The organism is Bradyrhizobium sp. SBR1B (assembly GCF_014198205.1).
In the GTDB taxonomy this organism is placed as follows: domain Bacteria; phylum Pseudomonadota; class Alphaproteobacteria; order Rhizobiales; family Xanthobacteraceae; genus Bradyrhizobium.
Map to the genome: position 1 here is coordinate 1 of NZ_JACIHC010000038.1, position 22,602 is coordinate 22,602.

The window sequence follows — 22,602 nt, forward strand, 5'->3', positions numbered from 1 at the left end:
TCCCCGCCGCGCACGCACCATCTCCGAATCTCGTCGGAGCCAATGAATCACGGTCACCGGTCGACGGCGAGTGCCTTTTTCAACAGCCTGCTAGGTAGCGTCTACTTGCATCTAAGGAGCCCGTCGACATCAGCGCCAGTAGTGGAAAGCCCCATCTGGTCACCTTGCGCGCGCTATTCTCTGGACACCAACGTCGATGGTAATGTCACCGCGCGGGAAAATCACGACACAGCTCGTTACTCAATGTCCGCTGCGTCAGACAGCGTCCTACCTCAACTCAGGTAATACTTATTTATCAGTTCGCCAAGCTCGGTTTGGCTACTCTTTTTCAGAATATGTTGGGATAGGAACGTCGGTCCAGAGATCTCAATCTCCTTGCCATCACGCAGTCTACCCATGGCTGCTATCAATTTGCGGATATCATAGGTCGAGTTGAATACCTCAGGCACGCCGCGTTCAATCTTGAGGAGGATATAGACGGCTTCCATCGCCGTCCGAACCGAGTATTCAGTCGTGAAGATACAATCCCGCTCGCCCGACTCCGCGAATTGGCCGATGAATGCAAAATTTATCGCATCCTTAGGCACAACATCTGGCCGGTCGCCCACCTGCCGCGGCATGAACAAGGAAGTGACGTAGGGCATCATCACCGGCACCGCTTTGACGCTCGCGCGGCGAGTTCCGAGATGCTCGCGACCGGCACACCTAGGTGATAAAGCCATTCCTGCGTGATTTCCTCGCCCGTACAATCTTGCATCGGTTTCTTTACGTAATCACCGTCTTTCTCGACGAACAGCGAATAGACCCAGACGACGACCTGGTCGCGGGGCTGGTGCTTGAAATGCGGCTGGCGGTTTGCAGTCCAACTAAGCAACCAGCTCGAATCTTTTACCGTAACGATGCCTCCTGTGACGACCCTGCCGCTGAACGGATCGCGTTTGGCGATCTTACGGATGTACCCCGGAATGCGTGCGTCCAGGGTCGTGATCGTGGCCGATTCCCATTTCGTTGCTGCGATATTGCCGCCAAAGGCGTTTGGACGGCCAAAGGCGGTATCTTTGGCCGCAATACGCCGCCACAGATCCCAGGCGGGCGCCGGGCCTTCGTCGAGCCTAGGCGCCGCCTGATGCCCCCCTATGTCTGAGCTCTCGGTAAGGGACCCAATCGTCATGAAAACAAGATCGTCGGGACCAATATCGACGTTGCCCGCAATACCATTCTCCAGCCAGTGGATGCCTGTGACTTGCTTGCGTCCGCGCTTTATGTCGAAATCGATATCAGTGACTTCGACCCCGTAGCGAAAGATGACTCCCTGCTCTAGGAGCCATTTGCATAACGGTGAAACAAGGGATTCGTACTGATTGTACTTGGTAAATTTCAGCGCGCGAAGATTAGGCAGGCCGCCGATATGGTGGATAAATCTATGCAGATAAAGTTTCATCTCGAGGGCCGAATGCCATTCTTCAAAAGCGAACATAGTCCGCCAGTAAAGCCAGAAATTGCTGTTAAAGAATTCGCTTCCGAACACTTCGTCGATACGCTTGCCTTCCATCTGCTTACGCGCGGCAAGAAAAACGGCAATCAGCTCCTTCTGGGCCTCTTCGCCCAGAGTGAAGAGGCCGTCGGTATGAGCATCCTGTCCCTGATTCACCGTCACCCGCTGAAGTGAGTAGTTCGGATCATCTTTGTTCAGCCAGTAGAATTCGTCGAGGACGCTGGCGCCTTCGAGTTCGAGCGACGGGATCGAACGGAATAGGTCCCAGAGGCACTCGAAATGTTCCTCCATCTCTCGACCACCTCGGATGACGAACCCTCTTTCCGGGTCCCAACCACCGTCCAACGCCCCACCTGGAAGGTTCAGCCGCTCGAGAATGGTAATACGATCGCCACGAACATGCCCGTCGCGGATCATGAAGGCCGCGCCGGACAGCGCCGCCAAGCCCGAACCAACGAACCACGCCGTCTTGCTGTCCACCCCATCGGGCTTGCGGGGGCGAGCAAAGGCTTCGTAGTTCCCACTGCTGTAATACATCGCAACCTCAGATCTTGTTTTATGTGTCAATCAGTCAACTTCTAGTCAGAAGATGCTTTCGGGGGCCTGACACTTGTACGGGACGCCGATCGTCAGACCGCCGTCGACGACGATTTCGGAGCCCGTAAGATAAGAGGACTCGTCACTGAGCAGGAACAACACAGCCTGTGACACTTCCGGCGGCTCGCCTGCCCGCCCGAGCGGAATGAGAAAATTGGAAGACTCGAAGTCCTTTGTCATCCAAGTGTTGATTAAGCCGGGATGGACTGAGTTGATGCGAACTCCAGACGGAGCGGCCTCCAAAGCAGCGGACTTGGTTATGCCTCGCACGCCGAACTTCGAAGCAACGTAGGCGTGAAGCCCTGCACTGCCCCTCAGCCCCTCGACCGACGAGATGTTGACGATCGACCCTCCGCCCGCGCGGCGCATGGCCGGCAGGGCCGCCTGCATTCCCAAAAATACACCGGTGAGATTGACAGCAAGAGTCTTCGTCCACTGCTCGAGCGGAAACTGCTCGATAGGAGCGATACTGGCTATGCCGGCATTGTTAACAAGGCCATGCAAGGCGCCAAACTTCCTTTCCGTAGCCGCGATCGCTTGGCACCATTCCTCTGGCTGAGCGACGTCTTGACGCAGATAGATCGCGGATGCGCCAAGGCCGGCCGCGAAAGCCTCTCCTTCTTTATGAAGAATGTCGGTGATCACGACTTTAGCTCCCTCCGCTACCAGCAGGCGCGCATGAGCGGCCCCCATCCCTCGAGCCCCGCCCGTCACCAGAATGACTTTTTCCCTAACACGTCCCATAATTCTGCTTCCTCCCTGGTGGTGCACCGCCTGCGATATCCACTATGCACTATGTCAACTGGCCCCCTGGTCGATCTGCTATGGCCTGCTGCGATGTCCAAAGGCTGTGGGTAGTGCCCATGAAACTCGGCGTGAAAACCAACTCGATAACGATTTCACGTCGTGGACACGCGTCTGCAGCTCAGCACTACCGTCGGAGTGTTGGATTGGCATCACGACATTGGACCACCTTGTTGAGCCCGACGATACACGTCCGAGGCTCCTCCGAAACACGCGCGTGGACTGCAGGCGAGGCAATGCCGGTTCCGTACAGGTGCTCATACTGAGCTCTTCGTGACTGGCCGCGGAAGTCGGGGCGCAGAACGCATGAGGTTCTCCGAGCCTTGCGAATCGGAGTATCCATCCTGTGCAATCGGCGCGCCGAGAATCTCATACGAATGCAAACTCACGCAACCCTTGCAGAGTTGCTGGAGCTGCTTCGACCTTCTTGCGCGACCTGGGTATCAGCTAGCATGCGTTTCGGGCCATGCAAAGCGATAGCGTTTCGACATTAAGGCTTAGTCGAGCTCCCACAACTTTGAGGCATGCGAGCTCCTGATCCGTTTATGTCCCGATTGATCATGTCGGACTTACGACATTCCGCGTGGCCAATCAAACAAGCGGGCGCGCAATAGCAGAAGAGGCGACGGTTGTCGGCGGCCTTCTCGTACATCTTCATCCGGGCGAGTCCTATAACACACAATGAGGTGCTGGCATCGACGTTGCATACGTCAGACAGAGAGGCCTACCGAGTTATCATCATCGTCGGCGAGCACACTTCGCCGGAATGAACGCACAATCGTCAAGCTCATTCTGCACCACAGAATTGCGCAGAACTATATGCGTCTCCGGCAAGACAATCACGATCACCGGATTAATGAGCCGATGGACCACCGAGCCGCATTGGAGGTTGCATCATCACAATCTCTTCGGGATGCTTCGACAACCCAACGGCTTTGGTGAGATGAGTTAGCTAACTCTGCAGTTGCGTCCAAACACTCCAGAGCGAGGAGGAATGCGATGATCGACGTAAAAGGTATTCCGCTTGATGCGCCTCTCTACCGTGGGAGCAAAGACCGTGGCAGCGCGTTTCTCGGCTGCCAAGCCATAAACCTTCTATTCAGCGTGGAGCACGAAGTGTCCTCTCTATTACCGAAGGGGTTAGTACCCCTTGCAAACCCCGCAATTGCCGTTGTGGGGATCGCGAAATATCCCTCGAGCACTGTGGGGCCGTACTTCGAGTGCTATTCAGGAATTCACGTTCGTGATCCCAGCGGTGAGACCGGCTTTTACATTCCTTACATTTACGTGACAACGAATGATGCGGCGCTCGCCTCGGGACGAGAGGTTCTCGGTGCTCCAAAAAAGCTGGCACACATCACTCTGATTAGAGAAGGTGGCCTAATTCAGGGTACGCTCGAGCGTCCAGCTGGCAAGCGTCTGCTGACCCTTACCGCTCAACCGGACCAGCGCATGAGCCCGAGTTCGCAACAGATGTTTTCTGCGCGGACGTATTTCTACTCGGTTCGGCATCTGCCTCCCATCAATGAGCGCGGGAAGGGCGCAGTCACGCAGCTCGTCAAATGGTGCACCGAGCGATCGTGGCGACGCGACGAACTTGGCGAAGAAGTTCGCTTTACTGGGCCCATCTGTCTAACTTACGACTCACCCTCGATTATCGATCCCGTGCACAATTTGCCACTTGGCGAACCCGTGCTCGGCACATACGAGGAGTATGACGCCAAACTCGAGGCCATTGACATCCTTTCGGAAACCGCAACTCCAGGTAACAGTGATCGATAGAGTTCTTCGGCGGGCTCTCGGCGCGCCCACTGATGGGCCATTACAGCGACGCAAGCGCGGGTCATAATTCGGTGCATTAAACAAGCAAGGGAAGAGAAGGCTGCCGAGCGCGGCCGTGGCGGGACGACTTCTAGGCGTCGACCCAAAGGAGAATGTCCGCCGTCCATTGCCATGATACCCAAGACCATCAACGCCGCCTACGCCAACCGTTATGAAAGAACCGTTGCTGTTTTGCTACCCCTGGTGTCCCTTCACGGCTGCCGCACAGCATGGAAAAGGCTGCGGCCTCTGGCATGGCGGCCTAAGCCGTAATGGCTAAGAAACTCTATTGCATCGACACAAGGGCTCTACCTTGTAGGAGCGGTACAAGCCGAAACGGTTTTCGACGCTACGGGACCAGTTGGATCAGCAGGTAACGAATGGCACGCTGGTGTCGTCGACTCTGGTCTTGCGCGAGTGCAACAAGCAGGGCTCCGAAGAACTGCACGGCTGCTTCAAGCCCGGCGAGGCGATCTTCATCGCGCGCGAGAAAGCGGTCCGCCAGTAGGTGGATTTGCCACGGACAGCGCAGCGGCGAATTGCCTATCACGGCACCAAAGCGGCGCGATCCGACCAAGCTGTCGGCGCGCGCCAGCGCAGGACGCTGCCCTGAAGCTCGAGGTTCGGCGGGTGATCGATTCGCATTTCTCCGTCTACGGCGTGCGCAAGGCCCAGCGACAGCTCAAACGCGAAGGCTTGGACGTCGCCAGTTGTACAGTGTCGCGCCTGATGCGGAACATGGGTTTGCAAGGGGGGCGGCAAATCCGTCAAGACCAGGATCAGCGACAAGGCTGCGGTACGCCCCCAGGATCACGTCAACCGTCAGCTAAAGGCAGCGAAGCCGAACGTCCTTGGGCTCTCCGACTTCACCTTTGTCGCGACCTGGCCCGGCTTTGTCTACGTGGCCTTCGTGATCGACGCCTAGAGCATTTTCCGCTTGATGTGGATCATGCCCCGTATCCTGCATGTCGAAAGTAGTTGTCGCACTGGTCGGGCGCAAATGTCTTCATGAGCTTGCCGATCAGTTTCATGAGCGCCTTGACGGTGCGTGCCGCGCCCTTGCGCAGCGCGGTCTTCAGCTTCGAGAATGCCATTTCGATTGGGTTGAGATCGGGCGAGTAGGCCGGCAAATAGCGCACCTTGGCGCCGACCGCTTCGATCGCCTGGCGAATGCCGTCGATCTTGTGGGTACGCAGATTGTCCATGAAGACGATGTCTCTTTTGCGCAGCGTCGGCGCGAGGATCTGCTCGACATAAGCGAGGAATGACGGCCCGTCCATCGCCCCGTCGAAGACATACGGCGCCGTCAAGCCATCGTTGCGCAGCGCGGCAACGAGTGTCAGCGTCTTCCAGTGGCCGTGCGGCACGCTCGCAACGAGACGCTCGCCACGCGGTGAGCGGCCGTAATGCCGTACCATCTTCGCCGTGACCGCCGTCTCGTCGATGAACACGAGGCGCGGCGCTTCAAGCTTGGATTGCTCGGCCTTCAGCTCGGCGCGCGCGGCAGCGACATCGGAGCGATCCTGTTCAGCGGCGTGCAGAGTTTTTTTTGAACGTGATGTCGTGGCGTTCGTAGAAGCGCCAGACCGATGTCGTCCCGACTTTCAGCCGCTTCTCGGTACTCGAGCCGCGCGCGAATCTCTTCGAGTGTCAAGTCCGGCTCCGCGGCGATGAGATTGAGCAGCCACTGGCGATGCGCCTCGAGCGGAGAGCGGCTCTGGCCCGTGCCGGGCAATGCCGCCACACTGCCCGTCCTCGTCCAGCGCTCGATCCAGCGGATCGCGGTCGAGGCGCTGAGACCGAGCACGCGCGCGGCTTCCCCAGAGCAATCGAATCTGATTTGCGCGACCGAGGGAATCCCCCTGTACCCTTCCGATTCACATAAAGTGGAAACCGCTCTAGCCCGACGGAATCGTGAGTTGGCGGGGCTCGCGCACAGCGCATGCGGGCTTCGTACTCAATGCGCTGGAGCAGACACTGCATGATCGCGGCCGATCCATCGCGGCGGGCTTGTGCACCACAGCGACAGGGAGCAGCCAAGGCAGATTCAAAAGGTCGTCGCAACACCCGAAGTTGCAGGTCGCGATGAACGTTGTAAGTCGACGTTCGCCACGGTCAGGACGAGCGCTATTGTCATCGCCTGGCCGGCCGTGTGTGGCGGGACGCAAGGAGCAGAACAGGATTTTGGAAGGCGATTGCCACAGAGCACCGACCATGCTGCGCTTGAGGCCAGATTATCGCAACCTGTCGGAAGCACATTGTTCCGAAAGGCAGGCGGCACGCCACCAGCGATGTTCAGATCTTCGGCCAAGCCTCTCTCCGGGCGCAACCTTTCATTGGCTGAACGTGAGGAAATTACTCTTCTAAAGGTACAGGGCCATTCTATACGGGATATCGGCCACCGCTTGGGGCGGAATGCTTCGACGGTCTCGCGTGAATTGCGGCGGAACGCGGCGACCCGTGGACCGAAAGGGGCATTCCTCTGCTGCGCTGACCTAGTCGGTAGAGACAGCAGCAAAGGATGCGCCAAATCGCCTCCTGATTGAGCTGCTCATATTGCGGCACCAAGTTTCAGCGGATGGCCAAGGAGGGGGCGAGCGGTTGTGCCGTGGAGAGCCTAGCACTTTAGAGCCGGTCCAAAGTCGGAAGTGTGCAAAGAACTATCAGTGCCGCTATACAGGAACTGAGCCAGCGCTGGTGAGTGAATTGATCTAGGTCCCCTTTGTCCGATGTTGAGCTTCCCCATACATTTGGCGATGAGGACGCGGTCCTGGTCATCGATGAGACCGGCTTTTTGAAACAGCATCCTTGAGTGGGATCGCCCATAGGCCCTTGTAGCGGGTGACGAAGGATTTTTGAGCAATGGCCCGGTGTTGGCCCGATGACGGATGACGGCCATCATGGCGAAGGCAAGCATGACGAGTGAGACATGGCGATGCCAGCCATGCCAGGAGCGGGTTTCGTTGTGATCCAGGCCGAGCGCAAGATGTTTCTCAAGGCCACCAACCATATCGCCTGCGCAGAAAACGTAAACTTAAGTTCGTCTCGTGGAAGCGCGATCGGCGCGTTCGGCGTCAACGCTCATTTATCCAAATCCGCATTTCGCTTTCGCCGCGGTTAGCCCAGCTGAACCACGGAATGAATGTCAGCCGCTGCGGTTTTAGCTGTCCAGGCACTTTGTCGTAGTGATAAAGCGCCCCTTCTACAGAATCCGTGTGTTGCAACCGCGCCCCGTCGGCCTGCAGCAAAAGTTTGCCTTTAAAGAGACCAGTTCCTTCCACAAGGGAAAACCGGCTGTCTGAGTGAAGCCAAAAGTTGTGTAGCTCGGTCCCGTTGTCGGCCTCCTCTAGACAATAAATTAAGGGGCCACGCTGGACGGCCACCTTGCCGGCCAAATTGCGAAGTTGTGGATGGCCGTATACCCGACGCACTTGCATCGGCAGCGATAATTTGACCCGATCTCCCTGCTGCCACATTCGGCGAATGTGCAAATAGCCCTTGCGCGGCTCGCAATTCACAGGCTCGCCGTTCAGGCTCGCCTCCGGCGCGTTGCACCATTCTGGCAGGCGCAGGGCGAGCGTGTGGGCAATTGGCGGCGCAGATTCGACGGCGATTTCCACCTCTTCTCTCCAGGGATAGCTGCCGCTTATGACCAACCGCAGCGCATGTCCGTCGACGGATATTGCTACCCTATTACCAACGTAGAGATTTACATGGAGCGCATCGGTGCTGGGCGTGTAGATGTAATGACCAATGGATGTGAAAAGGCGCGCGATGTTCGGTGGACAGCAGGCGCAACCAAACCAGCGTCGTCGCACCGGCGAGACGTGATTGTAGATGCCATTAGACCTGAGCGTTTTGGGATCCACTTCGAGCGGGTTAACATAGAAATAGTGACGCCCGTCGAACGCGATACTGCCGAGAACTGTGTTGTAGAGCGCGCGCTCCATCACGTCGGCATAGCGACTGTCCAGTTCCATCTCAAGCATACGGCGCGCGAACATCATCAAGCCTATCGAGGCACAACTTTCCGCGTACGCCGTATCATTCGGCAAATCGTAATCGCTGCTGAACGCTTCACCGGCACCTTGCGAGCCGATGGCTCCGGTAATATAGATCTGGCGCTGGACCATGTTTTGCCAGAGCCGGAGGCAAGTTTGGCGCTGCTGCTCGTTCTGGCGCAGACGCGCGAGATGAGCTACCGCCGTCATGAGGTACACAAAACGAACCGCATGACCTGTTGCAGTCCGCTGCTCCGAAAGCGGCAGGTGCGCTTGGCTATACGCTTTGTTTTTTATCATCCAAGGCGTGCCGTCGGATTTGGAGACGCAGGATTGCTGGCACTTCTCGTACTCGGTGTTGTAGAAGTGCGGCTCCGTGCCGCGTTGCTCGACGAAATAATTGGCGAGTGTGAGATATCGCCGCTCCTTTGTCGCTTCGTAGAGGCGTGCCAACGCAAGTTCGATTTCCGGATGGCCATCATAGCCGTGTAATTGATCACGCTCCGGACCAAAAACTGTGTCGATATGGTCAGCAAGCCTGCAAACGACTTCCAGCAATCGCCGTTTGCCCGTCGCCTGGACGAACGCGACACCCGCTTCAATCAAATGGCCGGCGCAATAGAGCTCGTGGCACTCCGCTAGGTTGGTCCAGCGCTCCTGAGGCGCGTTTAGTATGAAATAGGTGTTGAGATAACCGTCGTCGCATTGGGCGGCCGCAATCAATTCAATCAGCTCATCGGCGGCTTTCTCCAGCTCTGGATTTGGTGCCTGGCATAGCGACCATGCAGCCGCCTCAAGCCATTTTGCGACGTCACTGTCCTGGAAAACCGCGCCACTGAACTCGCCGCTCGCACGTCCGGCGGCAAGGCGGAAGTTCTCTACCGCGTGGCTTGGTATCGCCTCGGGATCACGATCGTTCAGCACCTCCCATTGGTAGGGAATCGCCACGTCCCTGACCAGTTGCTGGCATTTCCCAATCAGCGGATCCGAAACCTCTAGGTCGTGAAGATCGACTTCCGCTACGTTCCGATCGTTCATTCGTGCCTCCTTAAAGTGTGGCGAACGGACGCGCTAGCCTGGCAAGCCACCTCACCACGAATGCTTTGTTGGTTTAGGCCATACGGCCGCACAATCGTATTCTCGTTGCAAGCGAATCCAACGACAGAAATGGAGAGGGTTGCCGTACGGCATCGCACTCACGGAGATGTTGACGGCAGTCGCGTTCGAGGAGCGGGACAGCAATTCCCGTGCCGCGAACAAAGTACGGTTCTCTTGTCAACCAGATCTGCGGCTCCGAGCTAGGAAGCCGATACGATTGCTGGAACTGGATTTGCCAGTCGTGGTAAACTCCCGCGCTGCTGCGAGGCTGATCGATCCTGCTATACGAGCGGTTGGCTTTCGCTGGGTCAGATGATGGCCAAGAGTACTCGGAGTACGAACTGATTCTAGGACCTCCACCTTGCGCGGGAATGCCCGGTTTCTAACAATTCTTTTCATGACACTTAGAAGGTAGGAGGGCGCTTATGGCAACCGGATTCAACGAGCCGTTGCTACGCGCGATCAAAAGGAGAAACTAATCTGCTACTCCTAAGCATCGTCACGGAGGCAAAGCGCAAGCTCAACTTGCCCGAAGGGCGCGGATGTTTGATTCGGAAAGTAAGTTGTCGCTCGTATGCGCTTCCACCGAATAAGCCGTGACGGAGCGGCCCGAAGCGCCAAACAGTCGAGGCGATCATCGACGCCCATCCCATATTTCCAGTACTTCACCGGCGAAGAGTTCTTCCAGCACGCCTTCCCGCACGAGCGCTCGGACCTGTTTCGCATTGCAAAGACCGCGGCGATGACGGCGGGACGCTCCGCCCACGCCAAGCAATTCAAGCGGCATCAGCGGCAGTTGCGCATCCTGCGCATCCTGCGCAGCCGGCTGGGCCGGATCATCCGCGATATCCGCCGCAGATCGAAGGTCAGGCCGTGCTCGAGAACGCCATCGCCCTCCCGCTCGGACGGGCCTCCGAGATCCGCTCGCAGTAGCAGCGCCAGCGCGGCTGAAAGCTTTATTCCTTCCACGCTCCAGAGGTCGAGTGCATCGGCAAGGGCAAGGCCGCCGCGCCCTACGAGTTCGGTGTCAAAGCCTCCATCGTCACCAACAACCGCCGTGCTCCTGGAGGCCTGTTCGTGCTGCTCGCCAGGGGCGCTATCCGATAAGCCGTACGATGGTCACACCTTGCGGGACGTCATCGACCGCACCGAGACACTCGCCGGCTGTGCGATCGAGCGGGCCTATGTCGACGAGGGATACCGTGGCCACGACGCGCAAAATCCTCGTCGCGTCTTCATCTCCGGCCAGAAGCGCGGCGTCTTCGGAGTCATCAAGCGCGAGCTGCGCCGCCGCTCCGCCATCGAGCCAATCATCGGACACCTGAAGACCGATGGTCACCTCGGCCGATGCTACCTCAAAGGCCATCCCAGCGATGCGGCTAACGTCATCCTCTCCGCCGACGGTCAAAACTTCCGCCGTGTCCTCACCTGGCTGAGGGCTCTTTGGTGCCTGATCCTGCCCCCCTCATCGCGGCCGCCAGCGACTGCACACCGCTCAAATCGGTTTCTTAACGGACGACTGGCGATCATCTGATTGAGCGAGCCGTGCGGTGCTGGCCTTGCGCCTGTCGAACACGACGGACACATCGTTCTGCGTGTCAGCGCTCGAAGTGGCCTTGGCGCGTTTCGGCCGGCCTGAGATCTTCAATATCGACCAGGGCAGCCAGTTCACCAGCGCCGCCTTCACCGGCCCGCTGGCCGCCACCGGCGTCAGGATCTCGATAGACGGTCGCGGGCGCTGGATGGACAACATGTTCATCGAGCAGCTGTGGCGCAGCGTCAAATACGAGGAGGTTTACCTGCGCGCCTACGACACGGTGTCCGATGCCCGCGCCTCGATGGGCCGATATCTCGACTTTTACAATAGCCGGAGTCCTTAGTCGAGCCTTGACGGCGGCACTCCGGACCAAGCCTACTTCAACTCGCTGCCGCTCCGCATGGCAGCCTAACCACGGCAGACGCTCCACCTATTAGCGCGGAAATTCTGTTCAAACAACCGGGGCCAGCTCTCTTAAGCTCTTACCCCTGATAAGCCAGAGCCTCCCTTCTCGAAAAGCCTAATCAGTCTCAAATTATCTGACGCAGACAGATTCCGAACTCTGTCCAACGACTGGCAGAAGAAAATGCCGATCTCGCCTTTTGCGTTGCGCATCATCACGTCGGCGGAGAAGGCGCATACACGCAGTGACGGACCTCGCTCGCTCCCCTGACAAGGGAGGAACAACTTGAAGCAGTTTGGTCTACCTCCTCGTGAACAAGTCACGCCCCGTCATTTTGTGAAACTGCCAGTCCGATCCCACGTAATTTAGCGTCCAATCAGCTGGAATCTTATTAGCAGCTACACGACCGTTCCAAATCGTAATTGTTTTGCAGTCTGGAGCCGCGGGTGCCGTCCAATTGACGTAGAAATCTATTCTGTCTGCGGTGACGACACCTGCGACAGGGTAAGGCTGTCCCCGGCACGAAAATCCAGTCGCGTTGTTGACATACGTTCCCGCGAAATTTCCTGTTGACGGGTCTAGCGTCTGGATCAAGAGAAGCGAGCCCCTTTGATTCACCCATGTGGAGGGGACGGGCAACTGCGCGTGAGCAGATACCGATATGACGGCAAAGAGCAGAAGCACAAACAAGCGTGTCATGGTATTCCCTAGGCATTAGGCAACTGCACAAACGCTGCCGGATATAGGTTCGCTCAGACGATACGGCCATGCAATTCGCTTCCACACTCAACCCAGAAGTGCACCCCCGTCCACGAAAAGTTCTCTCTTCGTAGTTTCGCCAGATTTTCTCCAGAGGCGGATTTGCCGAGGGCCTCATTTTCTCCAGCGACGCTTGGTGCCGACCTCTTGAGAATGCTCGGCGAGCGAACGACGCAGCGGGTTACAGCGTCTTTAGGTATTCGAGCAGCGCCTTTTTGTCTTGTTCGCTCAAATTCGTCCCGTACTCGTGGCCGCATCGGCTGTTTCCAGAATTGATGTCATTACAATCCGTGACGGATAGTGAGTCACTTTGAGGCCCCTGGGCGGCCGCAAGACCAACGTTTTCGATGTCGTACTTCCGTCCAATGCTAAACTGCGATTTGCGCTGTGCGGACGGCTTGAGCAATTCCGCCAGGGTAGGAACCGAGCCGTTATGAAGATAAGGTGCGGCGGCCCAAATGCCCTGAAGAACGCGGGCCTCGTAGGCGCCCCATTGAGGGAGTCGACTGCGCGACGCTTTTTCTGCCCCCTTCCGCCTGGCTTTTTTGATCTCTTCCGAAGTGCTGACAGCGTCGAACGCCGTTACCAGATCCTGCAGGGTCGGCGGTAGTCGTACCAACCCCAGAGACTCCGGGGTCTCCGACGACCCCGGATCTGGCGCCGTCGCGACCCGTGCGTTGGTGGAAGAGGCGCCACCGGCCAGCAGGTGTTCTGCGATCGAACCAATCACCGAGGTCGCGAGAATGTTAAGAACCTGATCCTTCTCCTTAAGAGGAGCGGTCGCGAAGGGAATGTACGCTCCATTCAGCACGCCCGTCTTGGCTTTCCAGGCGAGGACATCGTACTCACGTGTATCGGTACCGACGTTCTGAACCACGGTTCTCCATGTTTTGAGGAATGGAAAGCGGTGCTCGCCGTCTTCAATCCCATGACAACCGCTGCATCCCCCTTCATCGGAACCTCTTTCGAAAATCATCTTACCCCGGATGGCTAAGGCAGCGTCAATGTTCCAGGGCCATTTCGGAGGGCCGATTCGCTTCACGAGGTTTTCAAGCTCGCTAAGGCCGTCGAAATTGGTCGAATTGCCATTGAGGAAATTGATGACCGCTCCCTGACGCTTGGGCTCGAACGTAGCGAACACCCCCAGAACCTCGCCAACGTTCCGGGCCAGCCCCAAGATGTCACTTCCGTTCTTTGCAAATCCCGGCCATTGCGTCTTGTCCTGCCGCGGCGCATTCCAAAGGAATGGGTATCTCACGGGAGCATCAGCGGCTTTTATGTTTTCCGGGATCATGAAATCGGGGGGCGGGCCGATGTCCAATCCAGATAAGCGGTTGAAGATCATCCCGACAGCATCCAGACGGCCTACTCCCCAGCCTCTTTTGGGCAGGGCTCGCACCACAAGTGTGTGAAACCGCAAGTACCACCTGTCTACCTGCCGGCGAAGATCCTCAAGATCAGCCGTATCGAGATTTGCGGAGTGCAGAACAGCTGCAGCAAACGGAGCAAACGAGTCATCATTAGCAAGCACATCGCCGACAGCCCTGTCCAAATCACCAAGCAGCGCGTAGAAGTCCACGAGTCCGGGACCGCCATCGACACGATACATATTGCCGTCGACTTCGATCTGGCGCGTATGACATGCGGAGCAGGTCATTCCGACAATTTGGAAACCTTCAGGACCGGAGGCATGAAAGCCGATAGGAAGGCTGGCCTTGTTGCCGGGATTGGGGAGATAGCCGTACCGCGACAAACCATCGGCGAGAAACGGTTGTCCGTTCCTTTGCTTTAGCGCCTGCATCCAAGACAGCGCGATCAAACGCGAGCCCTGATCGCGCACATAGAAGTCCGCTCTCGCCGTCGCGGTCCAATCTGCACCTTGGTCAACGTAGAATGGAATGGCGTCCGCGCCCTGTGCGCTCGCTCTTGTCGTGGCAGAAACGGTTAAGCCGATCAGAAAGAGAACACGAAGCATCGTATGGCCCACCGTTTTTCAAAGTCGCCCGAAGAGTTGCTCGCGGTCCTAAGGTCCTCTCGCCGTTGCGGCAAGTTGATCTCGGTCCTCTAGCCTGGCCACAGAATACAAGTCGCCTGATGATGAGGCATTAAAGGTCTCAGACCCGCTAGGTTCAACCTACCAAGTTTTGTAGTGCCGGCTGCCTCTGCACCTGCGCCATAATCAGAGGGCCCACGCCTACCCGTGCCCTATGTTCGCTCTCTGAGTTGGTGGGTGACCCGCCCGCGGCAAGCTCCTATCGAGGATTGCGCCGGATGGTCCGACGCCGAGCCGCAAGCATGGCGAGCGGGCCCGGCGAACGACAGCATTTTCGTGGGCTGCATGTGCACAAGGCGACGATTTTGGTTGCGATGGCCGAAAGGACGCAGCGGCGAGGAAGTTCGTAACTTTGGGATCATCGCCAATCGCGCCGACCAGATCGACAAGCTGGCGAAGAAGCGCGGCAAGAGTGACCAGCAGGTAAGTCTTTGCTACGAAGCCGGACTCTGCAGATATGGCCTGCATCGACATGCAGCGGTGCCGGCCGAGCTGCACCGGAGCGGCGGGCTGACAGCCGTGTGGGTCCGGATGCGGCGCATGAGGCCATGCGCGACCTGTTGTGCGCCGGGCTCCATTATCGCTGTTAATGCATCCACATCGCTCGCCGTTCGGCAGCACACGCTCACTTTGGCCCGAGAACAAAAAGCTGGAGTCCTTTTTGATTCCGATTTACGTGGCGACGCAACCTGTGGACTTCAGAAAAGGTGCGGGGGGTTTGGCGCTGTTGGCGAAGGAGACGCTGGGCGAATGGCGTGGCGGTGGTGTTCCGTGCGAAGCGCGCCGATCGAGTGAAGATCGTCTGGGATGGCAGCGGCCCTGTGATTTATTGGAAGTGGCTCGATGGCGGCGTCTTCCTAGTGGTTTGACGACGGCCGGATAGGCGCGGCGGAGTTTGGCGCGGGCTTTGTCGGTTGTGAACATCCACTTGATGCGGTCTTGCGCCTTGTTTCGCTGCCGTTGCCATGCCGCGATCTCGTTTCGGAGCTTTTTGGGGTCGTCGGCGCGGCGGCCGAGACACTGGCGCTGCAGCACGCTGATCTCGCACTCAACCATGTTGAGCCAACTGGCGTGATTCGGGGTGCAGTGGAATTCGAGGCGGCGCAGTATGCGCCGAGCTTCGGCGGGCGCAAACGCTTGATACAGCGCACCGGCGGTATGGATCGACAGATTGTCCTGCACGACACGGATGCAGGCGGCTTCGGGATAATGGATGTCGACGAGTTCACGCATGCATTGGGCATAGTCGACGGCGGCGCGGCGCTCGGTCGCCTTCAGGTTGCGCCACCCCCGATGTGGATCGGAGATAACGAAGAGATTGACGGTGCCATTGCGGCGGTACTCGTAATCGTAGCGCTCGCGCTGTCCGGGCTTGGCGGAGACCGGCTGGCGCACCTCGCCGATCAGCTGGACCGGGGTCTCGTCGAAGCAGACCAGCGGCCGGGCGGGATCCGGCCTCTCAGCGTAGAGGTCGAGCACGTCCTCCAAGCGGGCAATGTATTCGCCATCGACATGAGGAATGCACCACATGTCCCTGCGCCATGGCTTGAGGTCGTTCTCCGCCAGCCGGCGGCGCCCGGTCTCGCCCGACAAGCTGTCGTGATCGGTGAGCTTGACCATCGCGTTGGCCAGCAGCGTCAGCGTCCAGCGTTTGCGGCCGGCCGGCGGCTTGGCGCATGCGGTCGCCACCAGCAGGGCCTCCTCCTTGCCCATCAGCTTGCGTTCCGCCCCTGGACGCGGCTCTTCGCTCAGGGCCCGCTCCAGATTGCCTTCCACGAAGCGGCGCTTGGTCCGATAGGCGGTGGAGAGGCTGACACTTACGGTCCGGGCAATCTCCTCGTCGCGGCGCCCTCCATCGGCCGCCAGCAAAATCTGCGCCCGCTTGAGCTTGCGGGCGGCGCACTTGCCGCTGCCGAGCATCGCCGTCAGTTCCTCTCGCTCGGCTTGGCTCAATTCGATCCGATAACGTACATTCATTCTTTGCCTCCTTGTCGGAAGGCCGGGACGAATCGATCCATGAATCAAAAATCAGGCGCGCGCACTACCTCGCTTTCATCTACACATATTCCAACATGTTCGGACAGCCGCCCGCCGAGAAAGACATCCAGCGCCACTTTCGCGTCAGCCCGCCTTCGGTACACCAAATGATCGTAACTCTCGAACGAAACGGATGCATCCGTCGTCAACCCGGCGTCCCCAGGAGCATCGAAATTCTCGTGGCGCCGGAAAGCTTGCCGATCCTCGAATGGCTCGGAATAAAAACGTCAAAATCACTGTGATGAACCACTAGCTTTACGCGATCGGGAAGGCACTCCATAGCCGATCTGCTGCCGAGCGCCGCGCGGGGCGACAAGCGCATGCGCGACTCTGGTCGCAGCCTTGAAGCAGTGGTTTGAGGCCAAGCTTGATCACCTCGCGCAGAAGAGCGACACGGCGACCAACGATACGCTTTGTCGGGCGTCAAAGGCGCCGAGAAGCGAGGCTCTTCCATGGCATTCAACGCTTAGCTCGACAGCGCACACAGACGATCAATGCTTTACGCGGACATCCTGCGGAATACGGTTTGATCGTGGGCGTGAGACATAGCCCTCGATTGCATGAGCTCCTGACAACATATCTGGACCTGCCCGATCTCGACCGTACCAGCACCAGCGCCGGTCTCCAGGCCTGGTCGCGATAACCATTGCGCTGCGCGAGACGCTCCGGACTCTTCTCGCCGAAAGCTGCGCCGGCTTGGCGTTCGACTTCCAGCTCCATTGGCCGCTGATCAGCGCAACCGATCACTGAGCAGACCATCCCATTTGTTTTAAGAAATGGTGCTGCTTGGTCGCTTCTGAACCTTACGAATATTGCCGAAGAGACCTTTTGTTTTGTTGCGCGTCGATAGTCCGGCTTAAGAATAATCGCCTCCTCTCCCCCAAGCGTTTGTTTTACTCGGATGAAATAGTGCGAGATCGACCCTATTTCGCACGGGGCTTATTGCTTGCCCTGCCGCAGATGAAGGGCCCGCCTTAAGTGATCTTATCTCTCAGCCTTCGCTGATCGATTTCGACCAGAGCCGCTCCGCGAAATCCAGATGGAACTTCATTACGTCGGACGGAGTTTTGGATTTGGCAAGATTCTCTAGAAGACTGGCCTGAGCGTGCAGAGAGGAAGCAGCCAGCTTTGACCCGTCCTTCAATGCCGCAGCGTACAGGCCTGTTGTCTCTTCGAGAGATCGTTTCCACTCTCGAGACGCAAATGGATGGCTTGATTCGACGCTCGCTGATTCTCCAATATCGTGCGTCGTGGCATCCGCATCAGAAGCTGATGCCTGGGCGGTCAGGTCGGGTTCTGAACCTGTCTTCCGTTCGCGTTTCTCGTGTTCAGATCTTCTCGCGGACATTTAACATCTCCCCGTCTGGACGGGATCCCCAGGCGCTGTTCGGTCTAAATCCGACCAAGAGGCTTCAGAAAGTATCATAGCCGGTAACACGTCGAGCCTATTTCATTTGGTAGCTCTTGCTTAATCTGGATCGCTTACCGGATGTGCACGAGCGAGCTTGGAGGCTGCGCGGCATAGGAGATGAAGATCATCCATACCAGCAGCTTAGCGGCGCGCTTCCGAGCGCGACCTCCGCCTTAAATGTCCATGACGTGGTTACTAAACTTCAACGTCAACCTCGTAGCTGCGACTTCAGCTGTTCTGAAGACGATCGCTATTGCTCAGACCGTGGCCTTCTAAGGCGCTTGCCTGTCCCAGTCATTGCATCGACCGCAAAGAGGAATGGCAGGCGAGCTGTTCGCTGGAAAGCTATACGTTGGCATAGCCGCTCCCGGGGCCTATGCCAATGAGATTTGGGCATTGAAATCATCCGGCATGGCGGACGATCTATGTGAGATGGCGGCAGGATTTCCCCGTTAGACCGGATACCCCGGGCGATGAGCGGCCGCCGCAAAGAATTATGTCGGAAGCTACACGAGGAGTTCGAAATGCGAACCATCGGCTCTCGACCGATGGCTATTGCTACAAGAATTCGCCACGCGGCCTATTGCGTCATGACGCTCGGACTGTCCGACTTACGACATGCATGTCTTAAAGCCAGCCGGCACGTGCGGCCACCGACACGCTAAGGCAGGCTGCATGGAGCTTCGCATCAAAGGACCGAACCTCGCGCCTTCAAGCAGCAGCCTGATGAATTTTGTTGGCACGCACTCGCCCCTCAAGGAGGAGAGCGAAGGACAAATGGCCTAGGATCGATTCGCGATCAAGGCGGGATTGCCGTCGCTACAGATCGAAAGGAGCGAAACATGCCGAGCTTGCTTTCTAATCAAATACGCGAGCGACCCGAACCTCGTGCTCGGAGTGGAGGAGAAGCATGAAAATGCCCGAGTTCTGCTCCGCAAGGTGATGACTCCAAGACTCTAACTGCCGCTGGATGAAAATTCAGTGGCAGGTTAGCGGCATCCTTCGGCTCAGGCCGAAGCGACCGTCGCCATCGCAGCAGCAATGAGCGTGAAACGCCATGCCGCCGCGCTGTCGCCGCGACCTGGTGCGGCGCCTATAAGCTCTCGAATACGCCAGCAGTCGGAGCCGCCGGATACAAGCCACCTTGATCGTGAACCGCTCTAACGGCTCCTGATTGCTCCAGTGAGCGCCGGACGCACGCGACCAACTCACACTTCCACGGCCATCGGCTGGTCCCCGTTCAGGTGGGAGCCTTCCTGATCGGGCGGTTTATGGTCAGCCAAACCTCCCAAGGGGCATTACTCAGCACCAAACGATCTTGCCCAAGGCTTCCATAACGAGAACTCAATCCGATCTGCGACCTTACGAACATGACTTAGACTGTCCGATTTCTGAAATGCAGTCGGCCCGGTACACTTTCTTGAAAACATATTTCTTACTATTCAAGCTGTCGCAGTTGGCACAGGATTTGAACAGAGGAGGTGCATCCACCGCAGCCGCCCACGAAGCGGTGGCTCCGCTAGGCTTCTTGGGCGGTGGCCTTTTGGCGCAATGACACGAGCTGCCACATGGAGTCGGTCTCAATGACACGTCACACGAACTGCCCTCAATGTGGCTCTGCATTGGTCCACCTCGAGTGGCATGAGCGCATCCAAGCGCGGGAGGTCCAATATCTCTGGCGTTGCTGGAACTGCAGGAATGAATTCATGACTATTTTCACTTCTGACGATACCGATCCTCCTGCCGCTGAGTTCACGAAGCTATTCTTTACCAGCCTGTTGGTCTGATCGTGACGCTCAAGCCGCTAACACTCGCATCCGAGCGACACCGAACTTGGCAATCCAACGCCGCAGAGGGTCGCTTATTTGAGAACGATTAGACCTAATGCGCTGCGCGACCGTCCCGTCATAAATGCAATTGGAATGTCCTTATGAGGCTCGTACGTGCAATTGTCGGCTTGGCCCTGTTGGCAGCGGGATTATACGTTATTATCGGTGAGCACTTCGCCGGAGCATCGGCGGATGCTACACTCAATGCTCGGCTCTACATCGTTCGCGCCCCGATCGAAGGAAAGGTAACGCTTGCCGTAAAGAGCATCGGCGCGCGCATTAGTCCCGGCGAGCTCATAGCAGAAATCAACGACCAACGCTTCGATACCACGAGGCTTCTTGAGCTCGATCGCGATCGCACGAACCAGCAGATCGAGCTCAACCGTCTCGCCGGCCAGCGAGAGGCTTTGTCCGCATCCAGGTCCCGCTTTGATGTGTCAATCGGCATTGGACTGGGACCCCCGATCGGCATCCAAAGGGGACCCCTTTGATCGACGCGTTCTGCCGGTAGCGCTCGGCTCGTCGGAGCTGGCCGGGATAGCGGAGACGAGCCGAGCGCGGTTGGCGTGATCGTCGTCGCGGCTTTTGAATCGCCAGCTGTCATTGCCGGTCTCGACGATGTCGCAGTGATGGGTCAACCGATCGAGCAGCGCAGTGGTCATCTTGGCGTCGCCGAACACGCTGGGCCATTCTCCGAAGGCGAGATTGGTGGTGACGATGACGGAAGCTCTTTCGTAGAGCCGGCTGACGAGATGGAAGAGAAGCTGGCCACCGGACTGGGCGAAGGGCAAATATCCGAGCTCGTCCAGGACGACCACAGCCGCTCGACGAACACGTTGTCGCGCCATGCGCCCCGGCCGTCCATGCTGATGGCGATGCGATGACTGGCGAGCACGCCGGTGAACGCGGCGCCCGTGAACTGCGAGCCCTGGTCGGTGTTGAAGATGTCCGGCTTGCCGTGGCGCGCGAGAGCGTCCTCCAGCGTCTCGACGCAGAATGCGGCTTCCATCGTGATCGAGACGCGCCACGACAGCACCCGGCGGCTGAACCAGTCGAGCACCACCGCGAGATAGACGAAGCCGCGCGCCATCGGGAGTGGAGTAAGAAGCGCGAGCGCGCTTCTCCTCCCCGAACCGTACGTGCACCTTTCAGCGCATACGGCTCTCTGTTCAAGCTTGGCCCATGGCCATAGCAACATCCTGATAGTGCGAGGTGACAGTGCTGCGGGCTTCTTTTCGGAAGATGTAAGGATTTTCCTCCGGATTGCGCCACCGGAACTGCGCCTTCGGACTTGAGACAAGCCGGTGAAGTGCTTTTCCGTGGGGCCCGCCGCGTTCATTCCGACCGAACACGAGCCAGGTTTTCGCCTTGCCCGGTTCCGGGACTCGGTACCATTTCCGCATCAAAGGTTTGATGCGAGATCGGTATTTGTGCCCCAGCCAATGCGCCATTTTCCAGAATACGACATGGTCGATGCGCCGGAATACGTGCGCGGTGAAGTCGGTGAACTTATAGAACGCTGCCCATCCCGCCAGTTGACGGTTCAGGCCAGCGATCATGTCGACCGTGCTGACACTATGATTGCCGGAAAGGGCTTCAGTGAGCCTGCGAGCAAACCCCTTCGCCTTTTCCTTGGGTATCGTTGTGACGACGGACATGCGCCCGTGCGACCCTCGCTTGCGAATGATCCTGTGCCCCAGAAAGACGAAGCCGTCATTGACGTGGGTGATATGGGTTTTTCTCCATATTCAGCGTCAATTTCAGCTTGCCTTCCAGAAAGGCGCGGCATTCTTGGCGGATTTCCTCTGCTTGAGCTTTGGTCCCTTTTACGCTGGCGACAAAGTCGTCAGCGTATCGGCAATAAGCAACCGCCGGCTTCCACTGCCGGTTCTCTCGAACCGTAATAGGGCGGCCCAGCTTGATGCCGAAGTTCCATGCCCAGCGGTCCTTGCGAGCCTTGTCGCTCAGGTATTTCGCCTCCAGCCACGCATCAAACTCGTGGAGCATGATGTTGGACAAGAGCGGTGACAGCACGCCACCTTGCGGAACACCCTCGCTGGAGGCTGTAAACAGGTCACGGTCAATGTGACCTGCCTTCAGGAACCGCCAGAGAAGATCAACAAACCGCCCATCCTGCACCCGTCGCCGCACACATCTGATAAGCAGCCGGTGATGGACCGTGTCGAAGTAGCTTGCCAGATCACCTTCGATGATCCAGCGGCCCCTCGTCGTGTCGGCTCCATCCTGAAGCTGTATCTTCACGGTGCGGACGGCATGGTGCACGCTCCGTTCAGGCCGGAAGCCATAGGATAGGCGATGGAAGTCGCTTTCCCAGATTGGCTCCATGGCCATGAGCATGGCTCGTTGGACGATGCGATCCGTCAGAGTCGGAATGCCCAGTGGGCGTAGCTTGCCGTTGGTTTTCGGGATATAGATTCGCTTCACCGGCTGGGGGCGATAACTTTCGTCCAGCAGGCTTTTCCGCAGGTCATCCAGATGCTGATCCAATCTGACCTGCCGTCGTTGCTTATCTATTCCGTCGATGCCCGGTGTTCGTGCGCCACTTGACGCCAGAACAATCCGAGCGGCCTCGGCAAGCCATTCCCGGTTGGCAATCAGCCGAAGGAGGCGATCGAACCTTCGGTTCGGATCGCTCCCGGCCCATGTCGCGAGCTTGTGCTGCATTTCACTGATTATCAAAGGTCTTCACCTCATTCGGTCAGGTAGTTTGCACTCCAAGCAGTTTGAACTGTTCCC

The 22,602-nt window shown here is 57.9% G+C and carries 9 protein-coding genes and 12 pseudogenes; 9 read left to right on the forward strand and 12 right to left on the reverse strand.

Annotated elements, in window-relative coordinates; genetic code table 11:
• Nucleotides 1–272: 272 nt before the first annotated feature.
• Together GGD61_RS38595 and GGD61_RS38600 are read right to left on the reverse strand one after the other, a co-directional pair.
• Nucleotides 273–2,032 (reverse strand): annotated as a pseudogene (locus GGD61_RS38595) (oleate hydratase).
• A 45-nt stretch (nucleotides 2,033–2,077) separates the two neighbouring features.
• Complete coding sequence (locus GGD61_RS38600; protein ID WP_183232360.1) at nucleotides 2,078–2,836, reverse strand: glucose 1-dehydrogenase; 759 nt, start codon at nucleotides 2,834–2,836, stop codon at nucleotides 2,078–2,080.
• Between the two features lie 1,059 nt (nucleotides 2,837–3,895).
• On the opposite strand from GGD61_RS38600, the gene GGD61_RS38605 reads away from it, so the two are divergent.
• The 3 genes and pseudogenes from GGD61_RS38605 to GGD61_RS38615 form a co-directional block, all read left to right on the forward strand.
• Nucleotides 3,896–4,678, forward strand: coding sequence for an acetoacetate decarboxylase family protein (locus GGD61_RS38605; protein WP_183232361.1), 783 nt, complete (start codon nucleotides 3,896–3,898; stop codon nucleotides 4,676–4,678).
• 400 nt (nucleotides 4,679–5,078) lie between these two features.
• Nucleotides 5,079–5,225, forward strand: a complete 147-nt coding sequence (locus tag GGD61_RS38610) for a hypothetical protein (RefSeq protein ID WP_183232362.1) — start codon at nucleotides 5,079–5,081, stop codon at nucleotides 5,223–5,225.
• Between the two features lie 49 nt (nucleotides 5,226–5,274).
• Nucleotides 5,275–5,639, forward strand: a pseudogene (locus GGD61_RS38615) (IS3 family transposase); the annotation flags it as partial.
• Between the two features lie 25 nt (nucleotides 5,640–5,664).
• On the opposite strand, the pseudogene GGD61_RS38620 reads toward GGD61_RS38615, so the two are convergent.
• A pseudogene (locus tag GGD61_RS38620) lies at nucleotides 5,665–6,575 on the reverse strand (IS630 family transposase).
• A 433-nt stretch (nucleotides 6,576–7,008) separates the two neighbouring features.
• Here GGD61_RS38620 and GGD61_RS41040 point away from each other — a divergent pair.
• Nucleotides 7,009–7,179 (forward strand): annotated as a pseudogene (locus GGD61_RS41040) (helix-turn-helix domain-containing protein); the annotation flags it as partial.
• 371 nt (nucleotides 7,180–7,550) lie between these two features.
• Here the strand turns inward: GGD61_RS41040 and GGD61_RS41785 are convergent.
• Nucleotides 7,551–7,697: pseudogene (locus GGD61_RS41785) on the reverse strand (IS701 family transposase); the annotation flags it as partial.
• A 94-nt stretch (nucleotides 7,698–7,791) separates the two neighbouring features.
• Entirely contained in the window at nucleotides 7,792–9,756 is a 1,965-nt protein-coding gene (locus tag GGD61_RS38640; RefSeq protein ID WP_183232364.1) for a glycoside hydrolase family 127 protein, read from the reverse strand.
• Between the two features lie 709 nt (nucleotides 9,757–10,465).
• Here GGD61_RS38640 and GGD61_RS38645 point away from each other — a divergent pair.
• Both GGD61_RS38645 and GGD61_RS38650 read left to right on the forward strand, forming a co-directional pair.
• Nucleotides 10,466–11,350 (forward strand): annotated as a pseudogene (locus GGD61_RS38645) (hypothetical protein); the annotation flags it as partial.
• A 7-nt stretch (nucleotides 11,351–11,357) separates the two neighbouring features.
• A pseudogene (locus GGD61_RS38650) lies at nucleotides 11,358–11,765 on the forward strand (transposase); the annotation flags it as partial.
• 291 nt (nucleotides 11,766–12,056) lie between these two features.
• Here GGD61_RS38650 and GGD61_RS41790 read toward each other — a convergent pair.
• The 3 genes and pseudogenes from GGD61_RS41790 to GGD61_RS38665 form a co-directional block, all read right to left on the reverse strand.
• Complete coding sequence (locus tag GGD61_RS41790; RefSeq protein WP_183232365.1) at nucleotides 12,057–12,455, reverse strand: avidin/streptavidin family protein; 399 nt, start codon at nucleotides 12,453–12,455, stop codon at nucleotides 12,057–12,059.
• Nucleotides 12,456–12,696: 241 nt separating this feature from the next.
• Nucleotides 12,697–14,490 (reverse strand): di-heme-cytochrome C peroxidase, encoded by a 1,794-nt coding sequence (locus tag GGD61_RS38660; protein WP_183232366.1) that lies wholly within the window; start codon nucleotides 14,488–14,490, stop codon nucleotides 12,697–12,699.
• Nucleotides 14,491–15,432: 942 nt separating this feature from the next.
• Nucleotides 15,433–16,545 (reverse strand): annotated as a pseudogene (locus tag GGD61_RS38665) (IS630 family transposase); the annotation flags it as partial.
• Nucleotides 16,546–16,640: 95 nt separating this feature from the next.
• Here GGD61_RS38665 and GGD61_RS38670 point away from each other — a divergent pair.
• Both GGD61_RS38670 and GGD61_RS41795 read left to right on the forward strand, forming a co-directional pair.
• Nucleotides 16,641–16,847: a LexA family transcriptional regulator gene (locus tag GGD61_RS38670; protein WP_183232367.1), complete on the forward strand. Its 207-nt coding sequence runs from the start codon at nucleotides 16,641–16,643 to the stop codon at nucleotides 16,845–16,847.
• An 11-nt stretch (nucleotides 16,848–16,858) separates the two neighbouring features.
• A pseudogene (locus tag GGD61_RS41795) lies at nucleotides 16,859–17,004 on the forward strand (transposase); the annotation flags it as partial.
• A gap of 592 nt (nucleotides 17,005–17,596) precedes the next feature.
• On the opposite strand, the gene GGD61_RS38675 reads toward GGD61_RS41795, so the two are convergent.
• Nucleotides 17,597–17,953 carry a hypothetical protein gene (locus GGD61_RS38675; RefSeq protein WP_183232368.1) on the reverse strand — a complete coding sequence of 119 codons (357 nt, stop codon included), beginning with the start codon at nucleotides 17,951–17,953 and terminating at the stop codon, nucleotides 17,597–17,599.
• 1,993 nt (nucleotides 17,954–19,946) lie between these two features.
• Between GGD61_RS38675 and GGD61_RS38685 the strand changes: the two genes are divergently transcribed.
• Nucleotides 19,947–20,336 (forward strand): hypothetical protein, encoded by a 390-nt coding sequence (locus GGD61_RS38685; protein ID WP_183232371.1) that lies wholly within the window; start codon nucleotides 19,947–19,949, stop codon nucleotides 20,334–20,336.
• Here GGD61_RS38685 and GGD61_RS38690 read toward each other — a convergent pair.
• From GGD61_RS38690 to ltrA, 3 pseudogenes are all read right to left on the reverse strand, one after another.
• Nucleotides 20,283–20,720: pseudogene (locus GGD61_RS38690) on the reverse strand (ATP-binding protein); the annotation flags it as partial. The gene GGD61_RS38685 and the pseudogene GGD61_RS38690 overlap by 54 nt on opposite strands.
• A pseudogene (locus GGD61_RS38695) lies at nucleotides 20,654–20,950 on the reverse strand (transposase); the annotation flags it as partial. The pseudogenes GGD61_RS38695 and GGD61_RS38690, both read right to left, overlap by 67 nt.
• A 64-nt stretch (nucleotides 20,951–21,014) precedes the next feature.
• Nucleotides 21,015–22,545, reverse strand: a pseudogene (ltrA, locus tag GGD61_RS41550) (group II intron reverse transcriptase/maturase).
• Nucleotides 22,546–22,602: the final 57 nt, after the last annotated feature.

Excerpts from the sequence above, each read along its gene's own strand:
- GGD61_RS38685 (WP_183232371.1), top strand. The coding sequence starts at position 19,947 with ATGAGGCTCGTACGTGCAATTGTCGGCTTGGCCCTGTTGGCAGCGGGA.
- GGD61_RS38660 (WP_183232366.1), bottom strand. The coding sequence starts at position 14,490 with ATGCTTCGTGTTCTCTTTCTGATCGGCTTAACCGTTTCTGCCACGACA.
- GGD61_RS38600 (WP_183232360.1), bottom strand. The coding sequence starts at position 2,836 with ATGGGACGTGTTAGGGAAAAAGTCATTCTGGTGACGGGCGGGGCTCGA.
- GGD61_RS38605 (WP_183232361.1), top strand. The coding sequence starts at position 3,896 with ATGATCGACGTAAAAGGTATTCCGCTTGATGCGCCTCTCTACCGTGGG.
- GGD61_RS38675 (WP_183232368.1), bottom strand. The coding sequence starts at position 17,953 with ATGTCCGCGAGAAGATCTGAACACGAGAAACGCGAACGGAAGACAGGT.
- GGD61_RS38640 (WP_183232364.1), bottom strand. The coding sequence starts at position 9,756 with ATGAACGATCGGAACGTAGCGGAAGTCGATCTTCACGACCTAGAGGTT.
- GGD61_RS41790 (WP_183232365.1), bottom strand. The coding sequence starts at position 12,455 with ATGACACGCTTGTTTGTGCTTCTGCTCTTTGCCGTCATATCGGTATCT.
- GGD61_RS38670 (WP_183232367.1), top strand. The coding sequence starts at position 16,641 with ATGTTCGGACAGCCGCCCGCCGAGAAAGACATCCAGCGCCACTTTCGC.